The organism is Streptomyces sp. NPDC059696 (assembly GCF_042733745.1).
Classification (GTDB): domain Bacteria; phylum Actinomycetota; class Actinomycetes; order Streptomycetales; family Streptomycetaceae; genus Streptomyces.
Genome location: NZ_JBHWFG010000020.1, coordinates 113,833 through 137,062 on the forward strand (window position 1 = coordinate 113,833; position 23,230 = coordinate 137,062).

The following is a 23,230-nucleotide window of genomic DNA, read 5'->3' on the forward strand; positions in this document are numbered from 1 at the left end:
TCAGCAGAACGGCGCGTCCGGCGCGTTGGCCCAGAAGGAGAGGAACGACCAGGTCTGGGCTCCGATGCGGCCGTCGACGACGATGCCGGCGCACTGCTGGAACTCCCTGGTCGCGGCTTGGGTGAGGCGGCCGAAGTCTCCGTCGACGTCGAGACCGGCGTCGATCGCCTGGTTCAGGTAGCACTGGGCCTGCTGGACCACCGCCCCGGAGGAACCCAGGGTCAGGGTCGGCCGATTGATGGTGAAGTCGCAGACGTCGTCCGGCCCCTGGGCCACGAGGGCTGCTGGATGATTCAACTTGTCCGCCGTCTGGGCGTGTTTCACCACGGTGGCCGCGGTAGTTGAATGTGATGCGGCCACAGCCGGTGTCCCCGCAAGGGAAATCGGAAGAGCCAGCGCCGCCAGGACGGTGAGCACACGTCGCATGCCGATCACCTCCACAGAGGGTGCCCCTTTTCTCATCGTGCGCGGCCCTCAACCTCGTTGCATCTCGGGGAGGAACCCCGCCCGGGCGGCCGGGCGGTGGAAGGGCGGGGACGTGGCCCCTGGAGAAGGTAGGTGAGGCCGAAGCCGGCCGCGACCACCACCGCTCCCCCGGCCGCGTCCAGCACCCAGTGGTTGCCGGTCGCGACGATCGAGAGCGCGGTGAGCAGCGGATGCAGCAGGCCCAGGGCCTTGATCCACCACGGGGACGCCAGGACCGCGATGACCAGACCGCACCACAGCGACCAGCCGAAGTGCAGGGACGGCATGGCCGCGTACTGGTTGGTGAGGGCGGTGAGCGTGCCGTAGTCGGGACGGGAGAAGTCCTGGGTGCCGTGCACGGTGTCGATGAAGCCGAGCGTCGGCATCAGCCGGGGCGGGGCGAGGGGATAGAGCCAGAAGCCCACCAGGGCCAGCAGAGTGGCGAACCCCAGGGCGGAGCGGGCCCAGCGGTAGTCGCCGGGGCGGCGCCGGTAGAGGATCGCCAGGACCGCCAGGGGGACCGCGAAGTGGAGGGACGTGTAGTAGAAGTCGAGGAAGTCCCGCAGCCAGCCGACCGTGACGACGGCGTGGTTGAGCCGGCGCTCGACGTCGACACGGAGGAAGCGTTCGACGTCGTAGACCTGCATGCCGTGCTCCTCGGCCTCCGCGCGGCCGGCCGAGTTGCTGCCGCCGGTGGCCGCGAGCCGGACCTGGGAGTAGGCGGCGTAGGTGACGCGCAGGAGGAGCAGCTCCAGGAGGAGGTTGGGGCGGGTGAGGACCCGGCGCAGGAACGGCATCAGCGGCACGTGGCGGAAGCGGGCCGGGGCGGTGGGCGCGGAGGCGGGCGGTGCCGGTGACCGGTAGGCGGGCGAGGAGCGGGACAGGAACGGCACGGCCGTGGCGGCGGCGAGCGCGCCGAGCAGGACGACGTTGTCGCGCAGCGGCCGGAGGAACGCCATGTCCGGCAGCAGCATCCGGGCCGGCAGGGTCATGACCAGGACGACGGCGACCGGCCAGACGTAGCGGTCCGAGGCGCGGGTGCCGGCCCGGCCGACGATCGCGAGCAGCACCCACAGCAGCTGGTGCTCCCAGGCCGTGGGCGAGACGACGATCGCGGCGCAGCCGGTGAGCGCGACGGCGAGCAGCAGCTGGCCGTCGCCGAAGTACCGCACCGCGCGGCGCAGCGCCAGGACGACGACGGTCGCGCCGAGTGCCAGGAAGAGCGCGATCTCCACGGGGCCGTCCAGGCCGAGCCGGAGCAGCGCGCCGTGCAGGGACTGGTTGGCGAGGTCGTCGGCCCGCCCGCCGAGGCCGGCGCCCGCGAGGTGGTGAACCCAGTACCGGGCGGAGTCGTGCGGCATCGCGGCCCAGGCGAGCCCGGTGCCGGCGGCGAAGGTGGCCCCCGTGGCGAGCGCGGCGCGCCGGCGGCCGGTGCACCACAGCAGCGGCGCGAACAGCAGCAGGGTGGGCTGGAGCGCCGCCGCGATGCCGATGAGCAGGCCGCTGGTCCGCTGGCCGCGGGCGGCGAAGCAGCCGAGCAGGACCAGCAGGACCGGGATGATGCTGGTCTGGCCGAGCGACAGGGTGCTGCGGACCGGCAGGGAGAGCATCAGCAGGCTGACCGCGACCGGCGCGGCCAGCAGGGCCGTACGGCGGCTGAACGGCTGGGGCAGGGCGCGGGCGGCGATCAGACCGAGGGCGACGACGAGCAGCAGCGTCCCGAAGGTCCATCCCCAGCCGAGCGCCTGTTCGGCCGAACGGGTGAGGGGTTTGAGGACGAGGCCTCCGAAGGGCGTGCCCGTGAAGCGGGTGGAGTCGTAGAGCGAGCCGTTCACGTGCAGCACGCCGTGCGGGCCGACCCAGGTCTCCAGGTCCGTCAGCCGCTCACCGCGCGGGGTGGCGAGGACGGCGGCCACCTGCCGGGCGGCGAGGAGGGCGGCGATCAGCCACAGCCCGAGGCGGGCGACGCGCAGGCGTGTGCGGACCCCGTCGGCGGCCGTCGCTCCGATGCCCTCCGCCGGTCGTCCGCCGTGATCCGCGTTCGCCACGCCTCGTCGGCCTCCCGCAGCAGTTCATCCCACATGTCCAGAATGCGGTGATTTCTCCAACGAACCCTATGGGGAGCGGACAGTCCAGGGAAAGCAGGCGCGGCAATCGCGGAACGAAAGGCCCGACCGGCGCGGAACGGCTGGTGGCCGCCCTGCGGCGGAAGCGACAAGGATCACATGAAGATCACGTGCGAAGGCCCGGCAACGGGGCAGAAGCGCCAGCACAGCGACGGTTTACATGCAGCGTGCAACGACTTCCGTACCGCCCGTAAACGGAGCAAAGCCGCCTATCGTCGCCTTTTCGGCCCGTACGACAGCGCCGCCGCGCGGGACCGCGTCCTTGCCCCCGTCGAAAGGTAGGCGAGTCAGCCTTGTCGACTGCCTCAGTCGTCGCCCCCGCTTCCCTCGCGAAGTCCCGCACAGCGAAGACCCCCGACCCCACCGTCACCGACCCCGCGCTCGTCAGGCGCGCCGTGAAGGCGGCCGCGCTGGGCAACGCGATGGAGTGGTTCGACTTCGGCGTCTACAGCTACATCGCCGTCACCCTCGGCAAGGTCTTCTTCCCCTCGGGCAACCCCACCGCCCAGCTGCTGTCCACGTTCGGCGCCTTCGCCGCGGCCTTCCTGGTCCGCCCCCTCGGCGGCATGGTCTTCGGCCCGCTCGGCGACCGCGTCGGCCGCCAGAAGGTCCTCGCCATCACCATGATCATGATGGCGGCGGGCACCTTCGCGATCGGTCTGATCCCGTCGTACGCGACGATCGGTGTCGGCGCGCCGATCCTGCTCCTTCTCGCCCGGCTCGTGCAGGGCTTCTCCACCGGCGGTGAGTACGCGGGCGCCTCCACGTTCATCGCCGAGTACGCCCCCGACAAGCGGCGCGGCTTCCTCGGCAGCTGGCTGGAGTTCGGCACGCTGGCCGGCTACATCGGCGGCGCCGGCCTGGTCACGCTCATGACCGCCCTGCTCTCCGCCGACGACCTGACCTCCTGGGGCTGGCGCATCCCGTTCCTGATCGCGGGCCCGATGGGCATCATCGGCCTCTACCTGCGGATGCGCCTGGAGGAGACCCCGGCATTCGCGGCCGAGGCGGAGAAGGCCGAGAACAACCGCCCGAAGACGCCGCTGCGCGAGATGGTCACCGGCCAGTGGCGCGCGCTGCTGCTCTGCGTCGGCCTGGTGCTGGTCTTCAACGTCACCGACTACATGCTGCTGTCGTACATGCCGAGCTACCTGACCGGTCAGCTCCACTACGACGAGACGCACGGCCTGCTGGTCGTCCTCGGGGTGATGGCCGTGATGATGATCGCCCAGCCGTTCGTCGGCGCGCTGACCGACCGCGTCGGCCGCCGCCCGGTGATCGCCACCGGCTGCGCGGGCTTCCTGCTGCTGTCCGTCCCGGCCCTGCTGCTGATCCGCGAGGGCAGCCTGCTCGCCGTCGCGCTCGGCATGGGCGCCCTCGGCCTGCTGCTGGTCTGCTTCACCGCGTCGATGCCCGCGGCGCTGCCGGCGCTGTTCCCGACGAAGGTCCGCTACGGCTCGCTGTCGATCGGCTTCAACGTCTCGGTGTCGCTGTTCGGCGGCACGACCCCGCTGGTGGTCACGGCCCTGATCGGGGCGACCGGGAACATGATGATGCCCGCCTACTACATGATGGCGGCGGCCGTGATCGGCGGTTTCGCCGTGTGGCGCATGGCGGAGTCGGCGGGGCGCCCGCTGCCCGGTTCCGCACCCTCGGTGGCGGGCCGACACGCCGAGTGAAAACCCGCTGACAGCGCCTCGCGCACCAACTATGTTCGTCAGCGCCGTAGTTAGGGATGCTAACTATGCTGACGAAAGGTAGAGGTGCATGAGCGAGTCGCACGTCTGGGACGAGGTCGACGCCTACTTCACCGCCCACCTCGCCCCGGACGACGAAGCCCTGGCGGCGGCCCTGCGGGACAGCGACGCCGCCGGGCTTCCGCACATCAACGTCGCCGGGAACCAGGGCAAGCTGCTCCAGCTCCTCGCCCAGATCCAGGGCGCCCGGCACATCCTGGAGATCGGCACGCTCGGCGGCTACAGCACCATCTGGCTGGGCCGGGCCCTGCCCGCCGACGGGCGGCTGGTCTCCCTGGAGTACGAGCCCCGGCACGCCGAGGTCGCCGTCCGCAACATCGCCCGCGCCGGCCTGGACAAGCAGGTCGAGGTGCGGGTGGGCCCGGCCCTGGAGTCGCTGCCCAAGCTGGCCGACGAGAACCCGCCCCCGTTCGACCTGGTCTTCATCGACGCCGACAAGGCCAACAACCCGCACTACGTGGAGTGGGCGGTCAAGCTCACCAGCACGGGCAGCCTGATCGTCCTCGACAACGTCGTACGGGGCGGCCGGGTCGTCGACGCGGACAGCACCGCCCCCGACGTGACGGGCACCCGCCAGGCGATCGAGCTGATCGCCGGCCACCCGAGGCTGAGCGGCACCGCGATCCAGACGGTGGGGATGAAGGGCTACGACGGGTTCGCCCTGGCCCGCGTGCTGGCGTGACGCCCGCCGCCGAACCTGCCGGACCTGCCGGACCTGTCACACCTTCCGGACCTGTCAGACCTGCCGGACCTGTCAGACCTCGTGGTAGAAGCCCACGTTGACGCTGCGCGGAGCGGTGCGGTCCTGGACGATGATCTCGCCGCTGCCGCCCCTGGGCAGCGGGACGGTGCCGCCGTAGGCGAGGGGCTGGACGTACTCCCCCATCGTCAGCCGCACCTCGGAGGACGGGTCGGGCTGGGAGCCGCGCAGCCAGGTGACCTGCCAGGTGCCGTCCGGCCCGCACAGGAACTCCAGGTGGACGCGGGAGACGAACAGCCAGTCGTCCGGCGTGCTCAGCCGGCACACCGACTTGTCGCGGCCCACCCGCAGCACCGCGCCCGGCTCGCTGGGCGCTTCGGCCATGAGCATGCCGGCCGTGGCGCCCGCCTCCGCCTCCGCGACGGTGGCCATGGTGAGTTCGAGCACGTGCGCTCCTTCGATGAGGTCCCGGGCCGTCCCCGGGGGCCAGACAGGTTCCTGGCCCGCCGCATGATAAAACGCCCGGCTGCGCGGTGTCCGGCACAATGGCCTCATGACCGAGCGAAAGCCACCGGGCGTCGACTTCGAGTCCTGGGTCGACAAGCAGATCCGTGACGCGGAGACGCGGGGCGAGTTCGACCGGCTGCCGGGCGCGGGCGAACCGCTCCCCCGCGACATCGAGAGCACCTACGACGAACTGTGGTGGGTCAAGCGGAAGATGGCCCGCGAGGGCTTCTCCGTCCTCCCGCCGGCGCTGGCCCTGCGCAAGGAGGCGGAGGACGCGCTGGAGGCCGCGCTCGCGGCCCCCTCGGAGCGGATCGTCCGGAAGATCATCGACGAGGTCAACGTCAAGATCCGCGAGATGATGTTCAAGCCGCCGCCCGGCCCCCCGCTGGGAAAGAAGCCGTAAGACGTCGAGGACGTCGTACGGCAGTGGCGGGAGCGCCGGGCGGATCGCTGACCGGTGGCCGAACCGGGGATGTACCCCGGTCAGTCAGACGTGCAGCAGCCGTTCGGCCAGTTCGCGGTAGTCCTTCAGGGCCAGGCGAAGCTGTTCGGTGTCGGCCGACGACACGGACCTGCTCTCGCCTCCCTCGACGGACTGCCAGGAGTGGCGCAGGGAGCGACGGCGCTCCGTCACGGCCTCGGTGAAGCGGGCCGCGATCTCCTCCAGGACGTGGTCGGCCTCCTCGACGGCGGCCCGGGGCCCGTCGACGAACCCGGCGACGGCGTGCTGCAGCTGCCCGCCGAACTTGTCGCACTCCTCGTGGGCGAGGAGGTGGGTCCGGTGCTTGACGGCACCGGCCTTGTCGGATCCGGTGCCGTGGTCGCCACCAGGGACTCCGGATCCCGGCCGGTCCGTGCCGTGCCGGTCGATGCCGTGCCGGTCGGTGCCGTGCCGGTCGGTGTCATGGCGGTCCGTGCCAAGCCGGTCCGTGCCGTGCCGCTCGGTGTCATGGCGGTCCGTGCCAAGCCGGTCCGTGCTGTGCCGGTCGGTGTCATGGCGGTCCGTGCCAAGCCGGTCCGTGCTGTGCCGGTCGGTGTCATGGCGGTCCGTGTCGAACCGGTCCGTGACATGGCGGTCCGTGTCATGGCGGTCGGCGCGCCGGTCGGTGCCGGGTATCTCGGTGGCGGGCCCGCCGGTACCGGGCACATCGGTGCCGTGCGCCGCGGCGCGGTCCGCGTCGGTGCCGGGCGGGACGTGGCGGTCGGTGCCGCTGCCGGGTGTGGTGCGGTGGCCGGTGCCCAGCGCGCTCTCGCCGCGGGCGTCCGGGGCATCCGGCGTCTGGTCGCCGGGCGGTCGGGTCATGTCGGTCATTGCCTCAACTCTCCTTCGCCTGACGTCGGTTCATCGCCCACGGCAGGTGCCCGCCGCGGGCCGGGCTCGTGCGGCCGCCGTTCACAGCGGCGCGCTCGCGGCCGCTCTCGTGCCGGCCGCTCTCGTGCCGGCCGCTCTCGTGCCGGCCGCCGGTGTGGCCGCCGTCGTGACGGGCGGGCTTCACCAGCTCCTCGAACAGGGCGCGGGCCGCCACGAAGGCCTCGCGCATGTCTTCCGTACCCTGGCCGCCGTCACGGGCGTCCTCCGCGCGCAGGTGCGCCGCGCGGTGCACGCGCCGGTAGCCGTCGACGTGGTGGGCGTGGTGCACGGACAGCGCGGACAGCTGTTCCTCGTACTGGCCGCCGTCCGGGAAGCCCCGGGCGCCGGCGACCTCGGCGAGCAGCCGGTCCGCCTCGGCGACGGCATCGCGCGGCGAGTCGACGAACCGCTCCTGGGCGGCCGTCCAGCGCGCCTCGAACTGCTCGCGCTGCGCCGGCTCCAGCGGCTGCGGGCGCAGGTCACCGTGGCGCTGCACGCGCTCGGTCAGCTCGCGCTCGGCCGCTTTGGTGTCGCCGTCGTGCCGGGCGACGGCCCGCTCGTACTCGGGTCCGAAGCGCCGCTTCAGGCTGGGGCCCTGCCGAGGGCCGCGGGCACGCAGGGTCATGACGGCCGCGATGACGACGACCGCCGCGATCACGATCAGAGCAATGATCAGGCCAGTGGACATGAATGCCTTCCGGGTTCTCGGCCCAACCGGCCCTCCTCGCGGACCGGTTCACTCATCGGGTAGCCCCGAAGTCCGTCTCCAAACGGTGTTCGGCCGTATTCGGGGCGCGCAGGGTGGCCGGAACTATTCGGTTGCGTGTCCGACGGGGCGGCTGCGGAGAATGCGTTTCGTGATGTGGACCGTGACGCCGGAACCGTTCGACTCCCCCGTCGCCGCAGCGCTGTGGCGGGCGTACTACACCGAGGTCAGCGACCGCTGGTATCTGCTGCACGAGGGGCGCCGGACCGACCCGGCCGAGCTGGAGCGGGAGATCGCCGCCCGGAGCGGTGCCGAACTGGCCCCGCCGCGCGGGCGGCTGCTCGTCGCCCGGTACGACGGTGAGCCGGCCGGCAGCGCGGGCGTGCGCATGCTGGACGACACGACCGCCGAGCTGACGCGGGTCTTCCTGTACGAGCCGATGCGCGGCCGGGGCGGTGCCCCGCTCCTGGTCGGCGCCGCCGAGGACACCGCCCGCGCGCTCGGCGCCACCCGGATGATCCTCGACACCCGCGGCGACCTCGTCGAGGCCCGCACCCTCTACACCCGCCTCGGCTACACGGAGACCGAGCCGCACAACGACGACCGTTACGCGGAACACTGGTTCAGCAAGGAGCTGACCTGACCTCAGGTGCGCTCCTCCACGGACCGCACGCGGTAGGGCCGTTCGCGTCGTGATCCGCAGAGTTCGCCGGTCAGTTCCCGTACGAGATGCTCCAAGTCGACCGGCCGGTCCGGGCTCCACCGTCAGCGTGGTGGCGTTCCCGTCCTCGGCCGTCCGGCCTCCCGAGTCTGCTGTGACCTTTTCCATCGTGACCGCTGTGACCTGTTATGGCCCGCCGGGCCCTTTTGGAAGCGGTGGTTCCGGGGGCTCGCCGACCACGCTGTGGAGAAGATCTGGATAATCTCTGGAGTTCGCGAGGGGAGGGAGGAACGCGTGGAACCGCCCAACGGTCACCCGTGCCCGGAGTGCGGCGCGCCCAGACAGCGGGACAACACCCCCACCTGCGCCTGCACCCACCGCGCCGCCGAGGCCCTGCGCGACGCCCGTACGACCGAGGCGGCGGCAGCGGAGGACTTCGACCCGCTGCGGATTCGCCCGTACGTGGAGATCGAGACCGGGCAGGCCCCCGAGGGACAGGCCTCCGCCGGGCAACTCGCCGAGGAGCAGGCCTCCGCCGGGCAGTTCACCGAGGGCCGGACCCCCGACGGACAGTTCACGGAGGGCCGGACCCTCGACGGACGGTTCTCCGAGGGCCGGACCCCCGACGGGCGACTCCCCGAGGGGCAACTCCCCGACGGGCTACTCCCCGAGGGGCAACTCCCGGAGGGGCAGACGTCCGGCGCCACGCCGCAGCAGAGGGGCATCGACCAAGCGGCCGGGCCCTCGACCGCCGCCGCACCGGCCCGGGCCACCGCGGCGGATGCCACAGCACCCGTCCCGCAAGCCGAGGCCGCACGCCCCGGAAGCGCCGCCCCGCCGGTCTCCCCCGCCGACGTCACCGCGCCGCTGCCGGCCGTCGACCCGGGCGCGACCGCCGTACTGCCGCCCGTCCCCGCCCTCTCCGACACCTCAGCAGCCGCCGTAGGTCCCGCCGCCCCCGCCGCCTCCGCGGTCCCGGCTCCCCTGACCTCCGCCACGAGCGAGCCGAGCGTCACCGACCTGCGGATGTTCGACGGCACAGCGGGGACGGCCCACGGCGCACCGGAGCCCCGCGAGAGCGGAACACGCCGGCCGCGCCGCCGGAGCACCCTTCTGGTCGCCGCCGCCGGAGCCTGTGTCGCCGTCGTCGCGGCGGCCGGGTACGCGACCGGGCTGTTCTCCTACGAGAGCCCGTCGCGGGACACCGCCCTGCCGGACGACATCCGGGCGAGCGTGCCGGACGCCCCGTCGAGCAGCGCGGCCCCCACGGGCCCGGAGGGCAGCGCCACGGCGGTCGAGCCGGCCCCGGCGGCACCGCGGCCGTCGCCGTCCCGCAGCACGAGCCCGTCCGCCTCGCCCTCGCCGTCCGCGCCGAGCGCCTCGGCGAGCCCGTCGCAGTCGCCCTCCCCGTCGGCGCCACGGACATCGCCGCCGGCGACCGGTGGCGACCAGGCTCCCCCGGAGAACTCCCGTCAGAAGGGCGGCCCCACCGTCCTGCGCCTCGGCGACCGCGGAGCGGAGGTCGTCGAACTCCAGTTGCGCCTGCGGCAGTTGAACCTGTACATCGACGACGCCGACGGCACCTTCGACGACCGTGTCGAGGGCGCGGTCCGCACCTACCAGTGGTCACGCGGCGTCCAGACCGACGACCTCGGCGTCTACGACGCGGAGACCCGGACCAAGCTGGAGTCTGAGACCAGGGAGCCGTGACAGCCGGGCCGTCGTGCACCGACGGGGTGGCGGCTGAGGCGAGCGTCGACGACGTAGCCCGCGTTCGCCCCGTAGGACCAGCCGACGGCCGCCACGACGAAGCCGATCACCACCGGGCCGGGGTTCGCCTTCACGGCCGTGCCCGTCAGCCGATGTGCAGGCGGATCGCCCCGTCGCCTGCGACGTACTCCACCCGCACGGCCGTGAGGTCCTCGACCACCACGTCCGGCTCGTGCGCCGCGGCCCGGGGGCCGATCCCGACCACCCTCATCCCGGCGGCGCGGCCGGCCGCGATGCCCGCTCCGGAGTCCTCGAACACCACGCAGTCCGCGGGGTCGACCCCCAGCTCCGCGGCACCCTTCAGGAACCCCTCGGGGTCGGGCTTGCTCGCGCCGACGGACTCCGCCGTCACCCGTACCGCGGGCAGTTCCAGACCGGCCGCGACCATCCGGGCCGTGGAGAGCGGCACGTCCGCGGAGGTCACCAGCGCGTGCGGCACCCCCCGCAGCGAGGCCAGGAACCCGGGCGCCCCGGGGATCGCGACGACGCCCTCGGTGTCGGCGGTCTCCTCGGCGAGCATCCGGGCGTTGTCGGCGTGGTTCTGCTCCATCGGCCGGTCGGGCAGCAGCAGCGCCATGGAGGCGTAGCCCTGCCGCCCGTGGACGACCTTCATGACGTCGTCCCCGTCCAGCCCGTGGCGCTCGGCCCAGCGCCGCCAGACCCGCTCGACGGAGGCGTCGGAGTTGACGAGGGTGCCGTCCATGTCCAGCAGGAGGGCACGGGCGGTGAGCACGGCGGTGGCCGTCATCGGCTGCTCCAGGGCTCGGGGCGCGTTCCAGCGCGGCAGAGGGGCTGACGGCGGATCGCGACCGGCACGCCCCGGGGGGACAAGGCGGCCCCGCCCGCCGGTCAGGGAAAACGGGCGGAGGCCACTTTGTTCCTCCACGGTACAAAACAAGGCCGCCTGTGCGCCAGGGGGCCCCTGTGGACGTTCACCCACTGTTCAGCCCGCCCGGCTCAGCCGGTCACGGCCTCCCACAGGCTCCACAGTCCGAGCGCCAGCATCACCAGCGCCGCGATCTGCGTGATCAGCCGCAGCGGCACCTTCCTCATCAGCGCCTTGCCGCCGACGATGCCGAGTCCGGCCACGGCCCACAGCGCGAGCACCGCGCCCAGGCCGACGGAGAGAGGGTCGTCGTAGCGGGCGGCCAGGTTCGCGGTCATGATCTGGGTCAGGTCACCGAACTCGGCGACCAGGATGAGCATGAATCCGGCGCCGGAGACCTTCCAGAAGGACTGGTTCTCCGGCTTGCGGACCTCTTCCTCGTCCTCGCCCTTCTTCAGCAGCAGCACCGCGGCCCCGCCCAGGAACAGCACGCCCGTGAGGGCCTGCACGATCTGCTGCGGCAGCAGCGTCAGCACGCTGCCGGCCGCGACGGCGAGCGCGACATGCAGCGCGAAGGCGGCGGCGACACCGGCGAAGACGTAGGAGGCGCGGTAGCGGGTGCCGAGGACCAGGCCGGCGAGAGCGGTCTTGTCCGGCAGTTCCGCGAGGAAGACGACGCCGAAGACGACGGCCGTGACGGTCAGGCTGATCAAAGGTTCCTCAATCGGTCGGGGCTGCCCCACCGAGAGTGCTGGACTGCGCACACGACACCTCGGCACGGCAGCACACGCGTCAGCCCGTGCCGGGAGGCACGGGTGTGCACTGCTTGGCCGAAGGTCTCGCTGGCAGGTCCGGGAAAGGACCGGCCTCCGGGCGCCGGCTCAGGCGGGCTGAGCAGTATGTCGACGGTCCGGCGAAGAGCTACTCCCCTTCTGCGCCGTCCATGGTACGGGACGCGCCCGGAGCGGAAAGTTCCGCCTTGAATCTTGTCATGTCATGGGCGCGTCACTAGCTTCTCACCGGGCGCACATCTGTGCGTCACACGGCAGCGCGAGCATTCCCTCGCTCGCAAGCCAACGCCCCCCTCTCCCCAGGGAGTTCGCATGCCCAGGTTCTACGCGCGTCGACGTCTGAGCGTCGCCGCGGCGGCCACCGCGCTCATATCCTCCGTGGCCCTCTTCAACGCCCCCACGGCCTCCGCCGCCCTCCCCACCCCCGTGAGCGCCGCCACCGCCCGCACCTACCTCGCCTCGCTCACCGTGGCGCCCGAGGACCGCACCGGCTACGACCGCGACCTCTTCCCGCACTGGATCACCCAGTCCGGCGCCTGCAACACCCGCGAGGTCGTCCTCAAGCGCGACGGCACGAACGTCCAGCAGGACTCCTCATGCGCCGCCACCAGCGGCAGCTGGTACTCCGTCTACGACGGCGCCACCTGGACCGCCGCCTCCGACCTGGACATCGACCACCTGGTCCCGCTCGCCGAGGCCTGGGACTCGGGCGCCGACTCCTGGACGACGTCCCGGCGCCAGTCGTTCGCCAACGACCTCACCCGCCCGCAGCTCATCGCGGTCACCGACAACGTCAACCAGGCCAAGGGCGACCAGGACCCGGCCACCTGGATGCCGTCCCGTACGGCGTACCGCTGCACGTACGTCCGCGCCTGGGTGCAGGTGAAGTACTACTACGGCCTCTCCGTCGACTCGGCCGAGAAGTCCGCGCTGACGAACCACCTGGCGAGCTGCTGACACGCTGATTCGTGCCGGGACCTCCCCGCTGACCTCCGTCGCTGCGTACCGTACGGGGCGACGGAAAGGGGAACGACATGAGCGCACTGCGCCTCGGACCGCTGCTGAGGTACACCGACGGCTCGTCCGCCACCGTGTGGGTCGAGACGAGCCGTCCGTGCACCGCCGAGGTGCGGTGCGCCGACGGCGCCGGCGGCACGGCGAGCAGCTTCCAGATCGCGGGCCACCACTACGCCCTGGTCCCGGTGACGGGCCTCACGGCCGGTACGACCACCACCTACGAGGTGTTCCTCGACGGCACCCGGGTGTGGCCGCTGGACGGCTCCCCCTTCCCGCCCTCGGCGATCCACGCGCCCGGCCCGGAGGGCGACTTCGACGTCGCCTTCGGCTCCTGCCGCTGGGCCTCCCCGCCGGCCGGCGGGGACGACCCCGTCGGACCGGACGCCCTGGACGCCCTCGCCACCCGCCTCGCCGCCGACCCCGACGGCGAGCGCCCGCACGTGCTCCTGCTGCTCGGCGACCAGGTGTACGCCGACGAGACCTCCGACTCCACCCAGCGCTGGCTGGCGGGCCGCCGGAACATCGAGGAGGGGCCGGGCAGCGGGGTCGCGGACTACGAGGAGTACACGCACCTCTACTACGAGTCGTGGCTCGACCCGCGCATCCGCTGGCTGCTGTCCACCGTGCCCAGTTTCATGATCTTCGACGACCACGACGTGATCGACGACTGGAACACCTCCGCCTCCTGGCTCGCCGACATGCGCTCCACCGACTGGTGGCAGGAGCGGCTGCTGAGCGGCCTGATGTCGTACTGGGTCCACCAGCACCTGGGCAACCTCTCGCCGGCGGAGCTGGCGGCCGACCCGGTGTACGAGGCGGTGTGCAAGGTCGCCGACGGCACCGACGCCCTGCGCGACTTCGCCGCCCGGGCCGACGCCGACGCGACCACGGCCCGCTGGAGCTACCGGCGCGACTTCGGGCGCGTACGCCTGGTGATGGTGGACAGCAGGGCCGCCCGGGTCCTGGCCGAGGACGAGCGCGCGATGCTCGACCCGGACGAGGAGGCATGGCTGCGCGAACAGGTGCTGGACGGGCGCGAGACCTACGACCACCTCCTCATCGGCACCTCCCTGCCCTGGCTGCTGCCGCATCTGGTGCACGACGCCGAGGGCTGGAACGCGGCGCTGTGCGGCGGTGAACGGGGCGAGCGCTGGGCCCGGTTCGGGGAGAAGGTGCGGCGCGCCGCCGACCTGGAGCACTGGTCGGCCTTCCCCGCGTCCTTCGCCGGGCTGGCGGACCTGATCGCCGAGGCCGGCTCGGGGCAGGACGCCCCGGCGACGGTGTGCGTGCTGTCCGGGGACGTGCACCACGCCTACATCGCCGAGCCCTCCTGGCCGGACGCGAGTCCGGACGCCCGGGTGGTGCAGCTGGTCTGCTCCCCCGTGCACAACTCCGTGCCGCTGTCGATGCGGTTGGCCTTCCGCATCGGCTGGAGCGCGCTGGCGCGCGGTCTCGGCCGCGGTCTCGCCCGGCACGGCCGTCTCCCGCGTCCGCCGGTCGGCTGGCGCAAGACGGGCGGCCCCTGGTTCGGCAACCAGCTCATGACCCTCACCATGCGCGGCCGCTCCGCCCGGCTGCGACTGGAGCACGCCAAGACGCGCGAGGGGGCGGGCCCCCGCCTGACGACCATGCTGGACACGGAACTGGCCCCGTAAGGCGGTCGATTCGCCCGCCCCTTGGGCCGCGCGTCGCGCTCATTCCTCGTGATGGACCATCAATGAGTTGTACACACAAGGCAGTTGACGGCCTGCTTGACGACAGAAGGCAGGCACGGGACGGCCGCCGCGGGAGCCCGGCCAGGAGTGGATTCGGTCACTCTTTCGGGCGCCGTCGCGGCGGTGAAAGCCCTTTCACGTGCGGCTGCGCCGGGGATTGCGCCGCCCCGGAGGGCGAAGTCGTGGCCAAATGTTGAACTTGCAAGCATTAATGAGGCGCACCTAACGTGGGCCACTCCGCGGTATTCGTCCCCGACCGGCCTCCCCAGGGCCGGCCCACCGAAGGAGAGACCCCCCACATGACCGCTCGCCTCAACGGCGCCCAGCCGTACGCGCTCGGACTGTTCCGGATCGTGGTCGGCCTGCTGTTCGCCTGCCACGGCGCCGTCGCACTCTTCGGCGTCCTCGGCGGCGCCGATGGCAAGGGCGGCACCGCCCCGACCGGTGCCTGGCCCAACTGGTACGCGGCCGTGATCGAACTCGTCGGCGGCATCCTGGTGCTGCTGGGTCTCGGCACCCGCATCGCGGCGTTCATCTCCTCCGGCGCGATGGCGTACGCGTACTTCAAGGTCCACCAGCCCCAGGGGCTGTGGCCGATCGAGAACAGCGGCGAGGGCGCGGCCATGTACTGCTGGGCCATGTTCCTGCTGATCTTCACCGGCTCCGGCGCGTTCGGGCTGGACCGGCTGCTGTCCAAGCGCACCTCGGCGCAGGAGCGGCGCTCCGCCGACCAAACCCCGGTGGCCGCCTGAGCAGCCCGGCCCGCCGGACCCGTGAGCGGCGCCTTCCCCCCTCTGGGGCAGGCGCCGTTCTGTCCGCGGGTTCTGTTCGCATATCGCAGCGACTCAGGACAAGCCGCCGCGAGGTGAACAGTCCGCGCCGAACGTATGAGCCCCCCGTGAACCGCCCCTCATACCCGGGCGTACGCTGTATGGCTGTCATGGCCACTCCTGCCGTCCCCCGCGCCATCGCGGCACGGTCTGGCCCACGGGGGAGTCACGGGGAGTCGCGGTGCTGGAGCAAGTGGGGTTGCCGATCGGCAGCCCGTGGATCTACGCGGTGGTGGCCCTGTCCGTCCTGCTCGACGTGTTCCTGCCGGTGCTGCCCAGCGGCGTGCTGGTGATCACGGCGGCCACGGCGGCGGCAGCGGGCACCGCCACCGACGTACCCGACATCCTCGCCCTGACCCTCTGCGCGGCCACCGCCTCCGTCCTCGGGGACCTGGCCGCCTACCGCCTCGCCTGGCGCGGCGGTGCCCGGCTGGACCGGGCGATCTCCCGCTCCCGGCGGCTGACCACCGCACAGCGACGTCTCGGCGCGGCGCTCGCCCGGGGCGGCGGCGCCCTCGTCGTCGTGGCCCGTTTCGCTCCCGCCGGCCGCTCGGTGGTCTCCCTCGGCGCGGGCGCCGCCCACCGCCGCGCCCGCGACTTCCTGCCCTGGTCGGCCCTGGCCGGCTTCACCTGGGCCGTGTACAGCGTCGCCCTCGGCTACTTCGGCGCCCACTGGCTGGGGGCGACCTGGCTGGCGACGGCGGTGTCGGTGGCGGCACTCTTCGGCGCCGGGGCGGGGGCGGCGTACCTGATGCGGCGAGAGCCGCGGACCTCGTAGACCGGCTCCGGCTCACCACCACGACCACCACCACCGGGAAGCGGCTGAGACATTGACGACGACGGCGTCGCGGGAAGCTACTCGCACGGGACGGATCACCTCCGCCGCGAGGCGGCACCCACGGGCCGTGCTGTGGGGCTCGGCCGGGGTGCTCACGCTCGGTTTCCTCGTCGCGCTCCAGATCGTCGCGTACCGGCTCGGCATACCCGGTCCGATCACCACGCAGGCCCGCGAGGTCGTCCACGCCCCCAAGTCCGGGTTCCTGCTGTACGCCAGCCTCGCGCTGACGATGGTGGTGCTCAGCCGGCGGCAACGGCTCATCGCCCTCGGCACGGCGATCGGCATCGACCTGGTGTTCCTGCTGGTCCGCTGGGCGACCGGCACCTATCCCGACGAAGGCCACCCGTTCGGCAACGGCGCGCTGTGGGTGATCCTGGGCTGCGGGATCATCGCCCTCACCCGCCGCACCGGCCCGGAACGCCTCCTGATGCTGAAGGGCGTAGGGCTCGGGCTGCTGCTGGTGACCGGCCGCAAGACCGGGGACACCTGGCTGCTGATCACGTCGAAGACCCGCCCGGTCGTGCTCGACCCGTACGTCGCCATGGCCGATCACGCGCTCGGCAACCCGTCGTGGCTGGCGGGCCGGCTCCTCAGGGCGAGCGGCCCGGTCGGCGAGCACGCCCTCGACTACGTCTACGCCCAGCTCGCGGTGGCCGCGGTCTGTGTGGCGTTGTACCAGCTGCGCCACGTGGCGGCCGAGCGGCGCTTCCCGCGCCACCACCTGGTGCGGACGTTCCTGCTGATCGGCGTGCTCGGACCGGCCGTCTACATGATCTACCCGGTGGTCGGGCCGATGTTCGCCTACGGACCCGAGGGCGGGCCCTGGGCGGTGGCCGACCTGTGGCCCGACACGCTGCCGCCGGTCGCCACCCCGTACGCGATGCCGTTCGACGGGATCACCCCGCGCAACTGCATGCCCAGCCTGCACACGGCGTGGGCCACGACGATCTACATCCACTCCCGCCGGGGGCCGCGCGCCCTGCGTCTGGCGGGCACGTTCTGGCTGATCGCCACCCTCGCCGCGACGCTGGCGTTCGGCTGGCACTACGGCGTGGACCTCATCGCCGGCGTGGTGTTCGCGTACACGGTCGAGGCGGCGCTGCGCACCTACGACCGCGGCTGGGACCGGGCCGGTCTGCGGCTGGTGGGCTACGGGACGGTCGTCTTCGCGGTGCTGCTGGCGTCCTACCGTTTCCTGCCGATGGAGATGGCCGCGTACCCGTGGCTCTTCGCGCCCCTGCTCCTGCTGGCGATGGCCTCGGTGGTCCACGGCTACCGGCGGACGACGAGGCTGTGGGAAGCGCGCATCCCCGCACCCCGCACCGAGCCCCAGCCGGAACCGGCCGTCTGAGCGCGGAGGTCCGGCCCGGTCCGGCCTGCCTCTAGCTCGCCTTGCGGGCCCCGGCGCCCCGGACCTCGAGACCGTCGAGCAACTCGGCCGTGGCCCGCGCGACGGCTTCCACGGCGCGGTCGAACACCTCCTGGTTGTGAGCGGCGGGGGCGCGGAAGCCCGACACCTTCCGCACGTACTGCAGGGCGGCAGCGCGCACCTCCGCCTCGGTGGCCTCTTCGGGCATCGCGGGCGGGCGCAGCGTCTTGATACTCCGGCACATGCCCCCAGTCTCACCCCTTCGCCCCTCGTGCGTCAGCGACACCTGCCATGATCGCTGCGAGGCGGCCACCGTCCCGGGGCCGACCGACGAGAGGAACCCCTCGTGGCGAACGAACTCACCGTGGCCGTCCTGGGCCCCGGCGGCGTGGGCGGTCTGCTCGCCGCCCTGCTCTCCCGCACCGGCCACCGCGTGATCTGCCTGTCCGGCGAGAAGACCGCCCAGGCCCTGCGCACCGACGGCATCCGGGTCCGCAGCGCCCGCTTCGGCGATGTCACGGCCCGCGTCGAGGCGGACACCGAGCTGCGGGAGCCGGTCGACGCGTGCCTGGTCACCGTCAAACACACGGCCCTCGACACCGCCCTGGCACGGGTCCCCGCACCGGTGCTGTCCGACGGTCTCCTCGTGCCGTTCCTGAACGGGGTCGAACATCCGGCGGCCCTGCGCGCCCGGTACCGGCCCGGCCGTGTGGCCCCGGCCGTGATCCGCGTCGAGTCGACCCGTGTCGCGCCGGGCGTGATCGAACACGGCAGCCCCTTCGCGGAGATCGACCTGACCGGTACGGACGTGCCCCGGGCGCGTCTCGACGCCCTCGCCGGGGCCTTCGCCGAGGCCGGTCCGGCCACCCGTGTCCTGGAGGACGAGACGGCGGCCCTGTGGGCCAAGATGTCGTTCCTGGCGCCCTTCGCCCTGCTCACCACGCGGTACGGCCTCCCCCTCGGCGAGGTCCGCACCCGCCACCGTGAGGAGCTGACCGCCCTGGTGGAGGAGACGGCCGCGATCAGCAGCGCGTGCGGCGGCCCGGCGGACCCGGCCCGGGCCCTCGCCCGCTACGACACCTTCCCGCCGGCCACGAAGTCCTCGATGCAGCGCGACGCCGAGGCGGGCCGGCCCCTCGAACTGGACGCCATCGGCGGTGCGTTGCTCCGCGCGGCCGAGCGGCACGGGATCCCGGCCCCGGTGACGGCCCGGGTGGTGAGCGAGGTGGGCGCGTTCGCATGAACCCCAGGTACGAACCTTGAGCATGAACCCCAGGCATGAACCCCAGGAACGAACCCCAGGAAGGAACTCGCCTGCCAAATTCGAACAGGCGTATCATTGAGGGGTGGCTGCGACCTATGACTTCCCGAGTGACCTCCTGGCCGGTCAGGAGGAGCTTCATCAGGTCCGGGCCGAGCTGTCGGCCCTGCTGAAGCGGCTCCCGTGGTCGGTGGAGCCACTGGACGGCTTCAGCGACGACAACGGCTGGCGCAAAGTGGAACGGCCCGCCTCTCCCGGCTGGAGCGCCGACGAACAGGCCGAGGTGGAGAAGCTCAGGCAGCGGGAGCACGAGCTCGCGGTGTTCGTCAGCACCCACCGCTACTGGTCCGAACTGTCGGGCCCGGAGCGGGTGACCGCCCGCTCGGACCTCAAGCACGCACACGAGGCCCCGCCGGAGAACACCGACGGAGCCTCGTGACCGGCCCGGGCTGTCGGATCAGCCTCGGTCACCGGATGGGCCCGGCTACCTGATCAGTCCTGGCTGCCGGATCAGCCCTGGCTGTCGCTCTTGCCCGCGCTCTTGCCGAGGAGCTTGTTCATCTCGGCGATCTCGGCGTTCTGGGCGGTGACGATGTCCCCGGCCATGCTCTTCGCCTGGCCGTGGCGGCCCTTGCCCTGTTCGGTCCGGGCCATCTGCACGGCCCCTTCGTGGTGCTCGACCATCATCGTCAGGAACTGGACGTCGAACGCCTTGCCCGTCAGCTTCGCCAGGGCGTCCATGTCCTCGGCGCCCATCATCCCGGGCATGCCGGAGTGACCGGACGCGGAGTGGTCCATGGCGCCGCCGGAGGAGGCGGGGACGTCCTCGCCCCAGCTCTTCAGCCAGCCGGTCATGGTCCGGATCTCCGGGTCCTGCGCCTTCTCGATCCGCCCGGCGAGGTCCTTCACCGTGGCCGAGGAGGCCCGGTCACCGGCCAGCCGCGCCATCTCCAGCGCCTGCCGGTGATGCGGGATCATGCCCTGCGCGAAGGCGACGTCCTGGGCGTTGTGGGCACCGGCGGGCGAGGGGGTCGCGGCGGGGCTGTGGCTTGCGGCGTCACCGTGGCCGGAACCGCCGGCGGCACGGTCGGCACCGTCACCGCCACAGGCGGCGAGGACGACGGCCGCGGCACCCGTCGCCGCCACCAGGGCGGCGCGGCGCGCCAGGGGACGAATGCTGTTGCTCATGCGGAACTCCTGCTTCTGCGAACTGAGATGTGCGGACACGACGAGGCGTCACGCCGCCGCCGGTCGGTACCGGCCGGCGTGACGCGTCCTCTCTAGATCCGCAGAAGCTGTAGCTCGGAGAGCGAAGGCGGGGCCCGGGCAGCCTCCGTATCCACGACGGCATACGCCCGAACGGCGCTCTCCCGCACGGCGGCGGGAACCGGGTCCGGGGCGAGCGGAGGCAGCACCGGCCCGCCGCTCACGGCACCCGAAGCACAGGTGGCGTCGGCGTGCTGGACGTGTCCGTCGGCGCAGTGCGCGTAGGGCACGGACTGCGTCCGCACCGTGAGGGCGTCCACCGTGAGGGCGTCCATGTGCCGCCCGTGCGCGGCCCCGGGCAGGCCCCCACCGGGCGCCAGCCCGTGCATCCCCAGCAGTCCCGCCAACAGCCCCAGCACACCCAGCACATGCCACGGCCTCAGCGCGAGTCGCGGAGCACATCGGCGGGGGCTGTTCACAGACACATCGTAGGAACAGCCCCGTCCCGGCACCGCGCCGGGGGGACGTGTCGTACGCACGACACGAATGATCCCGAGGGGGGCCCAACACGACAGAGGCCTCCGGGGACATCCCCGGAGGCCTCTGTCGTGGAACTCGGTGCGGTGGGCGCGGACGGTTTCGAACCGCCGACATCCTGCTTGTAAGGCAGGCGCTCTACCCCTGAGCTACGCACCCGGATCCCGGGACACGCCCAGGTCGAGTCGACAGCCTACATGGCCCGGGGCACAGTCCCGCAAACCCGTATCGCGGGGCGCGGGCGGTTCCGTGCCTGGGGTTGGCCCCACCCCGGATCCGGGAGTGGCCCGGATCCCCCCGCGAGCCCCCGGTCCCTACGGTCGTAGAGCACCTTCGCGGCGCCCGTCGTCCGCGGCGCCCGTCGCCCGCGGCGCCCGTCGCCCGTCGCCCGTCGCCCGTCGTCCGTCGTCCGTCGTCCGTCGTCCGTCGCCCGTCGCCCGTCGTCCGTCGTCCGTCGTCCGTCGTCCGTCCTGGGGGAGATCGTCATGACCGCACGCACCGCCACCGCCCGCGCCACCGCACTCGCCGGTGCCGTCGTCGTGCTCGTCGCCGGGCTCAGCGCCTGCGGGGCGTCCGCCGGGGACGACACCGACCCCGACCACCGGTCCTTCGGGCTGAAGGGCCGCACCCTCACCGTCGACTCCGACGACTCCGCCCTGGAGATCGTCGCCGCGGACGGGATCCCGGCGGGCGAGGTGGAGGTCACCCGGTGGTTCCAGGGCTCGGTCGCCATCGGCAAGGAACCCGAGGCCACCTGGTCCCTGCGGGACGACCGGCTGGTCCTGCGGCTGAGGTGCTCCGGCATCGTCGCCGACTGCTCCGCCAAGCACCGCATCGAGGTGCCCCGCGGGATCACCGTCAAGGTCGAGTCCGACGACGGCAGCGTCCGGGCCCGCGGTTTCCACACGCCCCTGACCATCCGCACCGGCGACGGAGCGGTGCGCGTCTCGGACACCACCGGCCCCGTCCGGCTGCGCACCGGCGACGGATCGATCCGGGTCGGCGACACCACCGGTCCGCTGCGGATGCGCACCGGCGACGGCTCCGTCCGGGCCGACGTCTCCTCCCGGGACGTCCGCACCCACACCGGTGACGGCTCGGTCCGCCTCCGGCTCGGCGTCGTACCGGACCGGGTGGAGTCCCGCAGCGGCGACGGGTCCGTGACCATCGCGCTGCCCCGCGCCACCTACCGCGTGACCACCGAGACCGGCGACGGCGGCGTGGACGTGTCCGTGCCCCGCGGCGACAGCAGCGCCCACGTGCTGTCGGCCCGGACCGGCGACGGCGAAGTGACGGTCCGCACGGCGAACTGAACGGCCCGTGTGTTCGTCTTCAACCGGTGGGAGAATGACACCGGGCAGGGCGGACCACAGCACGGGAGAGGGATGTGACGGCGACACCAGGACAGCCGGACTCGCCGTCGGTGCCGCGTGCACACCGCCCGCGCCGCTCCGCCTCCCCCCGTACCCCGGGCCGTCCGCTCCGGGACGCGCTCACCCTGATGGCCCTGCCGCTGGTGGCCGCGCTGGCGCTGCCGGCCGCCTTCGCGGGCGGGGGCACCCGGCGCTGGTTCGGCGGCCGGGCCGAGAACCAGCGGGCCGAGGCCCAGGCGGCCAAGGACGCCGCCGCGGCCGCGTTCTACGAGCTCGACACCGCCCAGCGCGACCTGCGCATCTCCATCGAGACGATCACCGCTGTCGACGACTCCCCCGCCGCCCGCCGTGCCGTCGCCGACTTCGACGCCCTCGGCCGCCGCATCGACGAGGTGAGCCACCGCTACATCGACGCCGTCGACGCCCACGACCTCGACCGCGACGACCTGGAGGCCTCCGCCGCCTCCCGTGCCCGCGCCGAGCTGACCGCCGCCAAGGAGGAACTCGGCCGGGTCAAGCAGGAGCTGGACCGCTTCACCGACGGCCTCGGGCCCCTGCTCGGCAAGGCCGAGACACAGCTGGCCCGGCTCGCCCCCGCCGTGGAACGGGCCCGCCAGGCCCTGCTCGCCGCCTCCCAGGCCCTCGACGCCGTGCGCGCGTCCGGTCTGAGAGCCGACGACCTCGCCGCCCGGCTCGCCGCCCTGTCCCCGGAGCTGACCAAGCTGAACCAGGGCGCCGGACGGCACGGCGTCCCGCAGACCCTGGAGCGGGCCGAGCGGGTCAGCCGTGAGGCGGAGGCGGTCCGTGTGGAGGCCGAACGGCTGCCGGACCGCGCCGCGGAGATCGACCACCGCCTGGTCTCCCTGCGCACCCGCGCCCAGGCCCTCACCACCCGCTCCGAGCAGGTCGAACCGACCCTGAGCGAACTGCGCCGCCGCTTCACCGCGGCCTGCTGGCAGGACCTGCAGCACGTCCCCGACGCCGCCGCGGAGAACGTGCGCCGGGCCGAGGCCAAGCTGGCCGAGGCCCGCACCGCCCGCGACGAACAGCGCTGGGCGGACGCGACGGCCCTGCTGTCGACCGTACGGGCCCTGCTGAACGGCACCGACGAGGCCGTCTCGGCCGCGGGCGACCGGCTGCACCGTCTGAACGCCGTGCAGAAGGACCCCCAGCAGGAGATCGACCGCACGCGCTTCGCCATCCGGGACGCCCAGCGCCTCGCCATGGCCGGCCGCAACACCCCCGACCCGCGGCACGCCCGCCCCCTGGACGAGGCCGTGGCCCGCCTGGACCGTGCCGTCGCCGGCCTCGAGGGCCGCCACCCCGACTACTGGCACTTCCTCACGGAGACGGAAGAAGTCCGCCGGACGGTGGCCGGTGTGGTCTCCGCGATCCGCGAGGAACGAGGGGCCGGGCACTGAGCC

Annotated in this window: 24 protein-coding genes and 1 tRNA gene; 14 read left to right on the plus strand and 11 right to left on the minus strand. The window is 72.8% G+C overall.

From position 1 onward, the window contains the following. A complete protein-coding gene (locus ACFV20_RS22470; protein ID WP_385659035.1) occupies positions 1-327 on the minus strand; it encodes a peptidoglycan-binding protein in 327 nt (108 codons plus the stop codon). Positions 328-458: 131 nt separating this feature from the next. Next, complete coding sequence (locus ACFV20_RS22475) at positions 459-2,513, minus strand: bifunctional glycosyltransferase 87/phosphatase PAP2 family protein (protein ID WP_385659037.1); 2,055 nt, start codon at positions 2,511-2,513, stop codon at positions 459-461. A 371-nt stretch (positions 2,514-2,884) separates the two neighbouring features. Here ACFV20_RS22475 and proP point away from each other — a divergent pair, with 371 nt between their 5' ends. After that, positions 2,885-4,270 carry a glycine betaine/L-proline transporter ProP gene (gene proP, locus ACFV20_RS22480; RefSeq protein WP_385659039.1) on the plus strand — a complete coding sequence of 462 codons (1,386 nt, stop codon included), beginning with the start codon at positions 2,885-2,887 and terminating at the stop codon, positions 4,268-4,270. 88 nt (positions 4,271-4,358) lie between these two features. Continuing rightward, positions 4,359-5,030 (plus strand): O-methyltransferase, encoded by a 672-nt coding sequence (locus ACFV20_RS22485; protein ID WP_385659041.1) that lies wholly within the window; start codon positions 4,359-4,361, stop codon positions 5,028-5,030. Positions 5,031-5,102: 72 nt separating this feature from the next. Here ACFV20_RS22485 and ACFV20_RS22490 read toward each other — a convergent pair whose 3' ends face one another. Continuing rightward, positions 5,103-5,495: a hypothetical protein gene (locus tag ACFV20_RS22490; RefSeq protein WP_385659043.1), complete on the minus strand. Its 393-nt coding sequence runs from the start codon at positions 5,493-5,495 to the stop codon at positions 5,103-5,105. A 106-nt stretch (positions 5,496-5,601) separates the two neighbouring features. Between ACFV20_RS22490 and ACFV20_RS22495 the strand changes: the two genes are divergently transcribed. Further along, the gene (locus ACFV20_RS22495) at positions 5,602-5,958 is read left to right on the plus strand and encodes a DUF1992 domain-containing protein (RefSeq protein WP_385659045.1); all 357 of its coding nucleotides are present in this window, start codon (positions 5,602-5,604) and stop codon (positions 5,956-5,958) included. 84 nt (positions 5,959-6,042) lie between these two features. Here the strand turns inward: ACFV20_RS22495 and ACFV20_RS22500 are convergent, their stop codons facing one another. Then, positions 6,043-6,867, minus strand: a complete 825-nt coding sequence (locus ACFV20_RS22500; protein WP_385659046.1) for a hypothetical protein — start codon at positions 6,865-6,867, stop codon at positions 6,043-6,045. Positions 6,868-6,871: 4 nt separating this feature from the next. Beyond that, entirely contained in the window at positions 6,872-7,594 is a 723-nt protein-coding gene (locus tag ACFV20_RS22505) for a hypothetical protein (RefSeq protein WP_385659047.1), read from the minus strand. A 160-nt stretch (positions 7,595-7,754) separates the two neighbouring features. Here ACFV20_RS22505 and ACFV20_RS22510 point away from each other — a divergent pair, with 160 nt between their 5' ends. After that, complete coding sequence (locus tag ACFV20_RS22510; RefSeq protein WP_385659048.1) at positions 7,755-8,255, plus strand: GNAT family N-acetyltransferase; 501 nt, start codon at positions 7,755-7,757, stop codon at positions 8,253-8,255. Positions 8,256-8,567: 312 nt separating this feature from the next. Next, the gene (locus ACFV20_RS22515; RefSeq protein WP_385659049.1) at positions 8,568-9,983 is read left to right on the plus strand and encodes a peptidoglycan-binding protein; all 1,416 of its coding nucleotides are present in this window, start codon (positions 8,568-8,570) and stop codon (positions 9,981-9,983) included. A 145-nt stretch (positions 9,984-10,128) separates the two neighbouring features. Here ACFV20_RS22515 and ACFV20_RS22520 read toward each other — a convergent pair whose 3' ends face one another. Together ACFV20_RS22520 and ACFV20_RS22525 are read right to left on the minus strand one after the other, a co-directional pair. Next, positions 10,129-10,791 carry an HAD-IA family hydrolase gene (locus ACFV20_RS22520; protein WP_385659051.1) on the minus strand — a complete coding sequence of 221 codons (663 nt, stop codon included), beginning with the start codon at positions 10,789-10,791 and terminating at the stop codon, positions 10,129-10,131. Positions 10,792-11,000: 209 nt separating this feature from the next. Then, positions 11,001-11,582 carry a TMEM165/GDT1 family protein gene (locus ACFV20_RS22525; protein WP_385659052.1) on the minus strand — a complete coding sequence of 194 codons (582 nt, stop codon included), beginning with the start codon at positions 11,580-11,582 and terminating at the stop codon, positions 11,001-11,003. A gap of 390 nt (positions 11,583-11,972) precedes the next feature. On the opposite strand from ACFV20_RS22525, the gene ACFV20_RS22530 reads away from it, so the two are divergent. The 5 genes from ACFV20_RS22530 to ACFV20_RS22550 all read left to right on the plus strand — a co-directional run bounded on the left by ACFV20_RS22530 (position 11,973) and on the right by ACFV20_RS22550 (position 17,411). After that, on the plus strand, positions 11,973-12,617 hold the full coding sequence (locus ACFV20_RS22530) for an HNH endonuclease family protein (RefSeq protein ID WP_385659053.1): 645 nt from the start codon (positions 11,973-11,975) through the stop codon (positions 12,615-12,617). 77 nt (positions 12,618-12,694) lie between these two features. Further along, the gene (locus ACFV20_RS22535) at positions 12,695-14,332 is read left to right on the plus strand and encodes an alkaline phosphatase D family protein (RefSeq protein ID WP_385659054.1); all 1,638 of its coding nucleotides are present in this window, start codon (positions 12,695-12,697) and stop codon (positions 14,330-14,332) included. Positions 14,333-14,691: 359 nt separating this feature from the next. Next, entirely contained in the window at positions 14,692-15,144 is a 453-nt protein-coding gene (locus ACFV20_RS22540) for a DoxX family protein (protein WP_385659055.1), read from the plus strand. A 259-nt stretch (positions 15,145-15,403) separates the two neighbouring features. Next, a complete protein-coding gene (locus ACFV20_RS22545) occupies positions 15,404-16,000 on the plus strand; it encodes a DedA family protein (RefSeq protein ID WP_385659057.1) in 597 nt (198 codons plus the stop codon). Positions 16,001-16,127: 127 nt separating this feature from the next. Continuing rightward, positions 16,128-17,411, plus strand: a complete 1,284-nt coding sequence (locus tag ACFV20_RS22550; protein ID WP_385659059.1) for a phosphatase PAP2 family protein — start codon at positions 16,128-16,130, stop codon at positions 17,409-17,411. Positions 17,412-17,442: 31 nt separating this feature from the next. Here ACFV20_RS22550 and ACFV20_RS22555 read toward each other — a convergent pair whose 3' ends face one another. Beyond that, positions 17,443-17,673 carry a DUF2277 domain-containing protein gene (locus tag ACFV20_RS22555; RefSeq protein ID WP_385659061.1) on the minus strand — a complete coding sequence of 77 codons (231 nt, stop codon included), beginning with the start codon at positions 17,671-17,673 and terminating at the stop codon, positions 17,443-17,445. Between the two features lie 102 nt (positions 17,674-17,775). Here ACFV20_RS22555 and ACFV20_RS22560 point away from each other — a divergent pair, with 102 nt between their 5' ends. Both ACFV20_RS22560 and ACFV20_RS22565 read left to right on the plus strand, forming a co-directional pair. After that, a complete protein-coding gene (locus ACFV20_RS22560) occupies positions 17,776-18,672 on the plus strand; it encodes a ketopantoate reductase family protein (RefSeq protein WP_385659063.1) in 897 nt (298 codons plus the stop codon). A gap of 103 nt (positions 18,673-18,775) precedes the next feature. After that, entirely contained in the window at positions 18,776-19,129 is a 354-nt protein-coding gene (locus tag ACFV20_RS22565; RefSeq protein ID WP_385659065.1) for a hypothetical protein, read from the plus strand. A gap of 71 nt (positions 19,130-19,200) precedes the next feature. Here ACFV20_RS22565 and ACFV20_RS22570 read toward each other — a convergent pair whose 3' ends face one another. The 3 genes from ACFV20_RS22570 to ACFV20_RS22580 form a co-directional block, all read right to left on the minus strand. Further along, positions 19,201-19,878, minus strand: coding sequence for a DUF305 domain-containing protein (locus ACFV20_RS22570; RefSeq protein WP_385659066.1), 678 nt, complete (start codon positions 19,876-19,878; stop codon positions 19,201-19,203). A gap of 92 nt (positions 19,879-19,970) precedes the next feature. Then, positions 19,971-20,375, minus strand: coding sequence for a DUF6153 family protein (locus ACFV20_RS22575; protein ID WP_385659068.1), 405 nt, complete (start codon positions 20,373-20,375; stop codon positions 19,971-19,973). A gap of 145 nt (positions 20,376-20,520) precedes the next feature. After that, positions 20,521-20,592, minus strand: a tRNA-Val gene (locus ACFV20_RS22580). Between the two features lie 326 nt (positions 20,593-20,918). Between ACFV20_RS22580 and ACFV20_RS22585 the strand changes: the two genes are divergently transcribed. Continuing rightward, on the plus strand, positions 20,919-21,746 hold the full coding sequence (locus ACFV20_RS22585) for a DUF4097 domain-containing protein (RefSeq protein ID WP_385659070.1): 828 nt from the start codon (positions 20,919-20,921) through the stop codon (positions 21,744-21,746). Positions 21,747-21,820: 74 nt separating this feature from the next. Next, positions 21,821-23,227, plus strand: coding sequence for a hypothetical protein (locus ACFV20_RS22590; RefSeq protein ID WP_385659072.1), 1,407 nt, complete (start codon positions 21,821-21,823; stop codon positions 23,225-23,227). Positions 23,228-23,230: the final 3 nt, after the last annotated feature.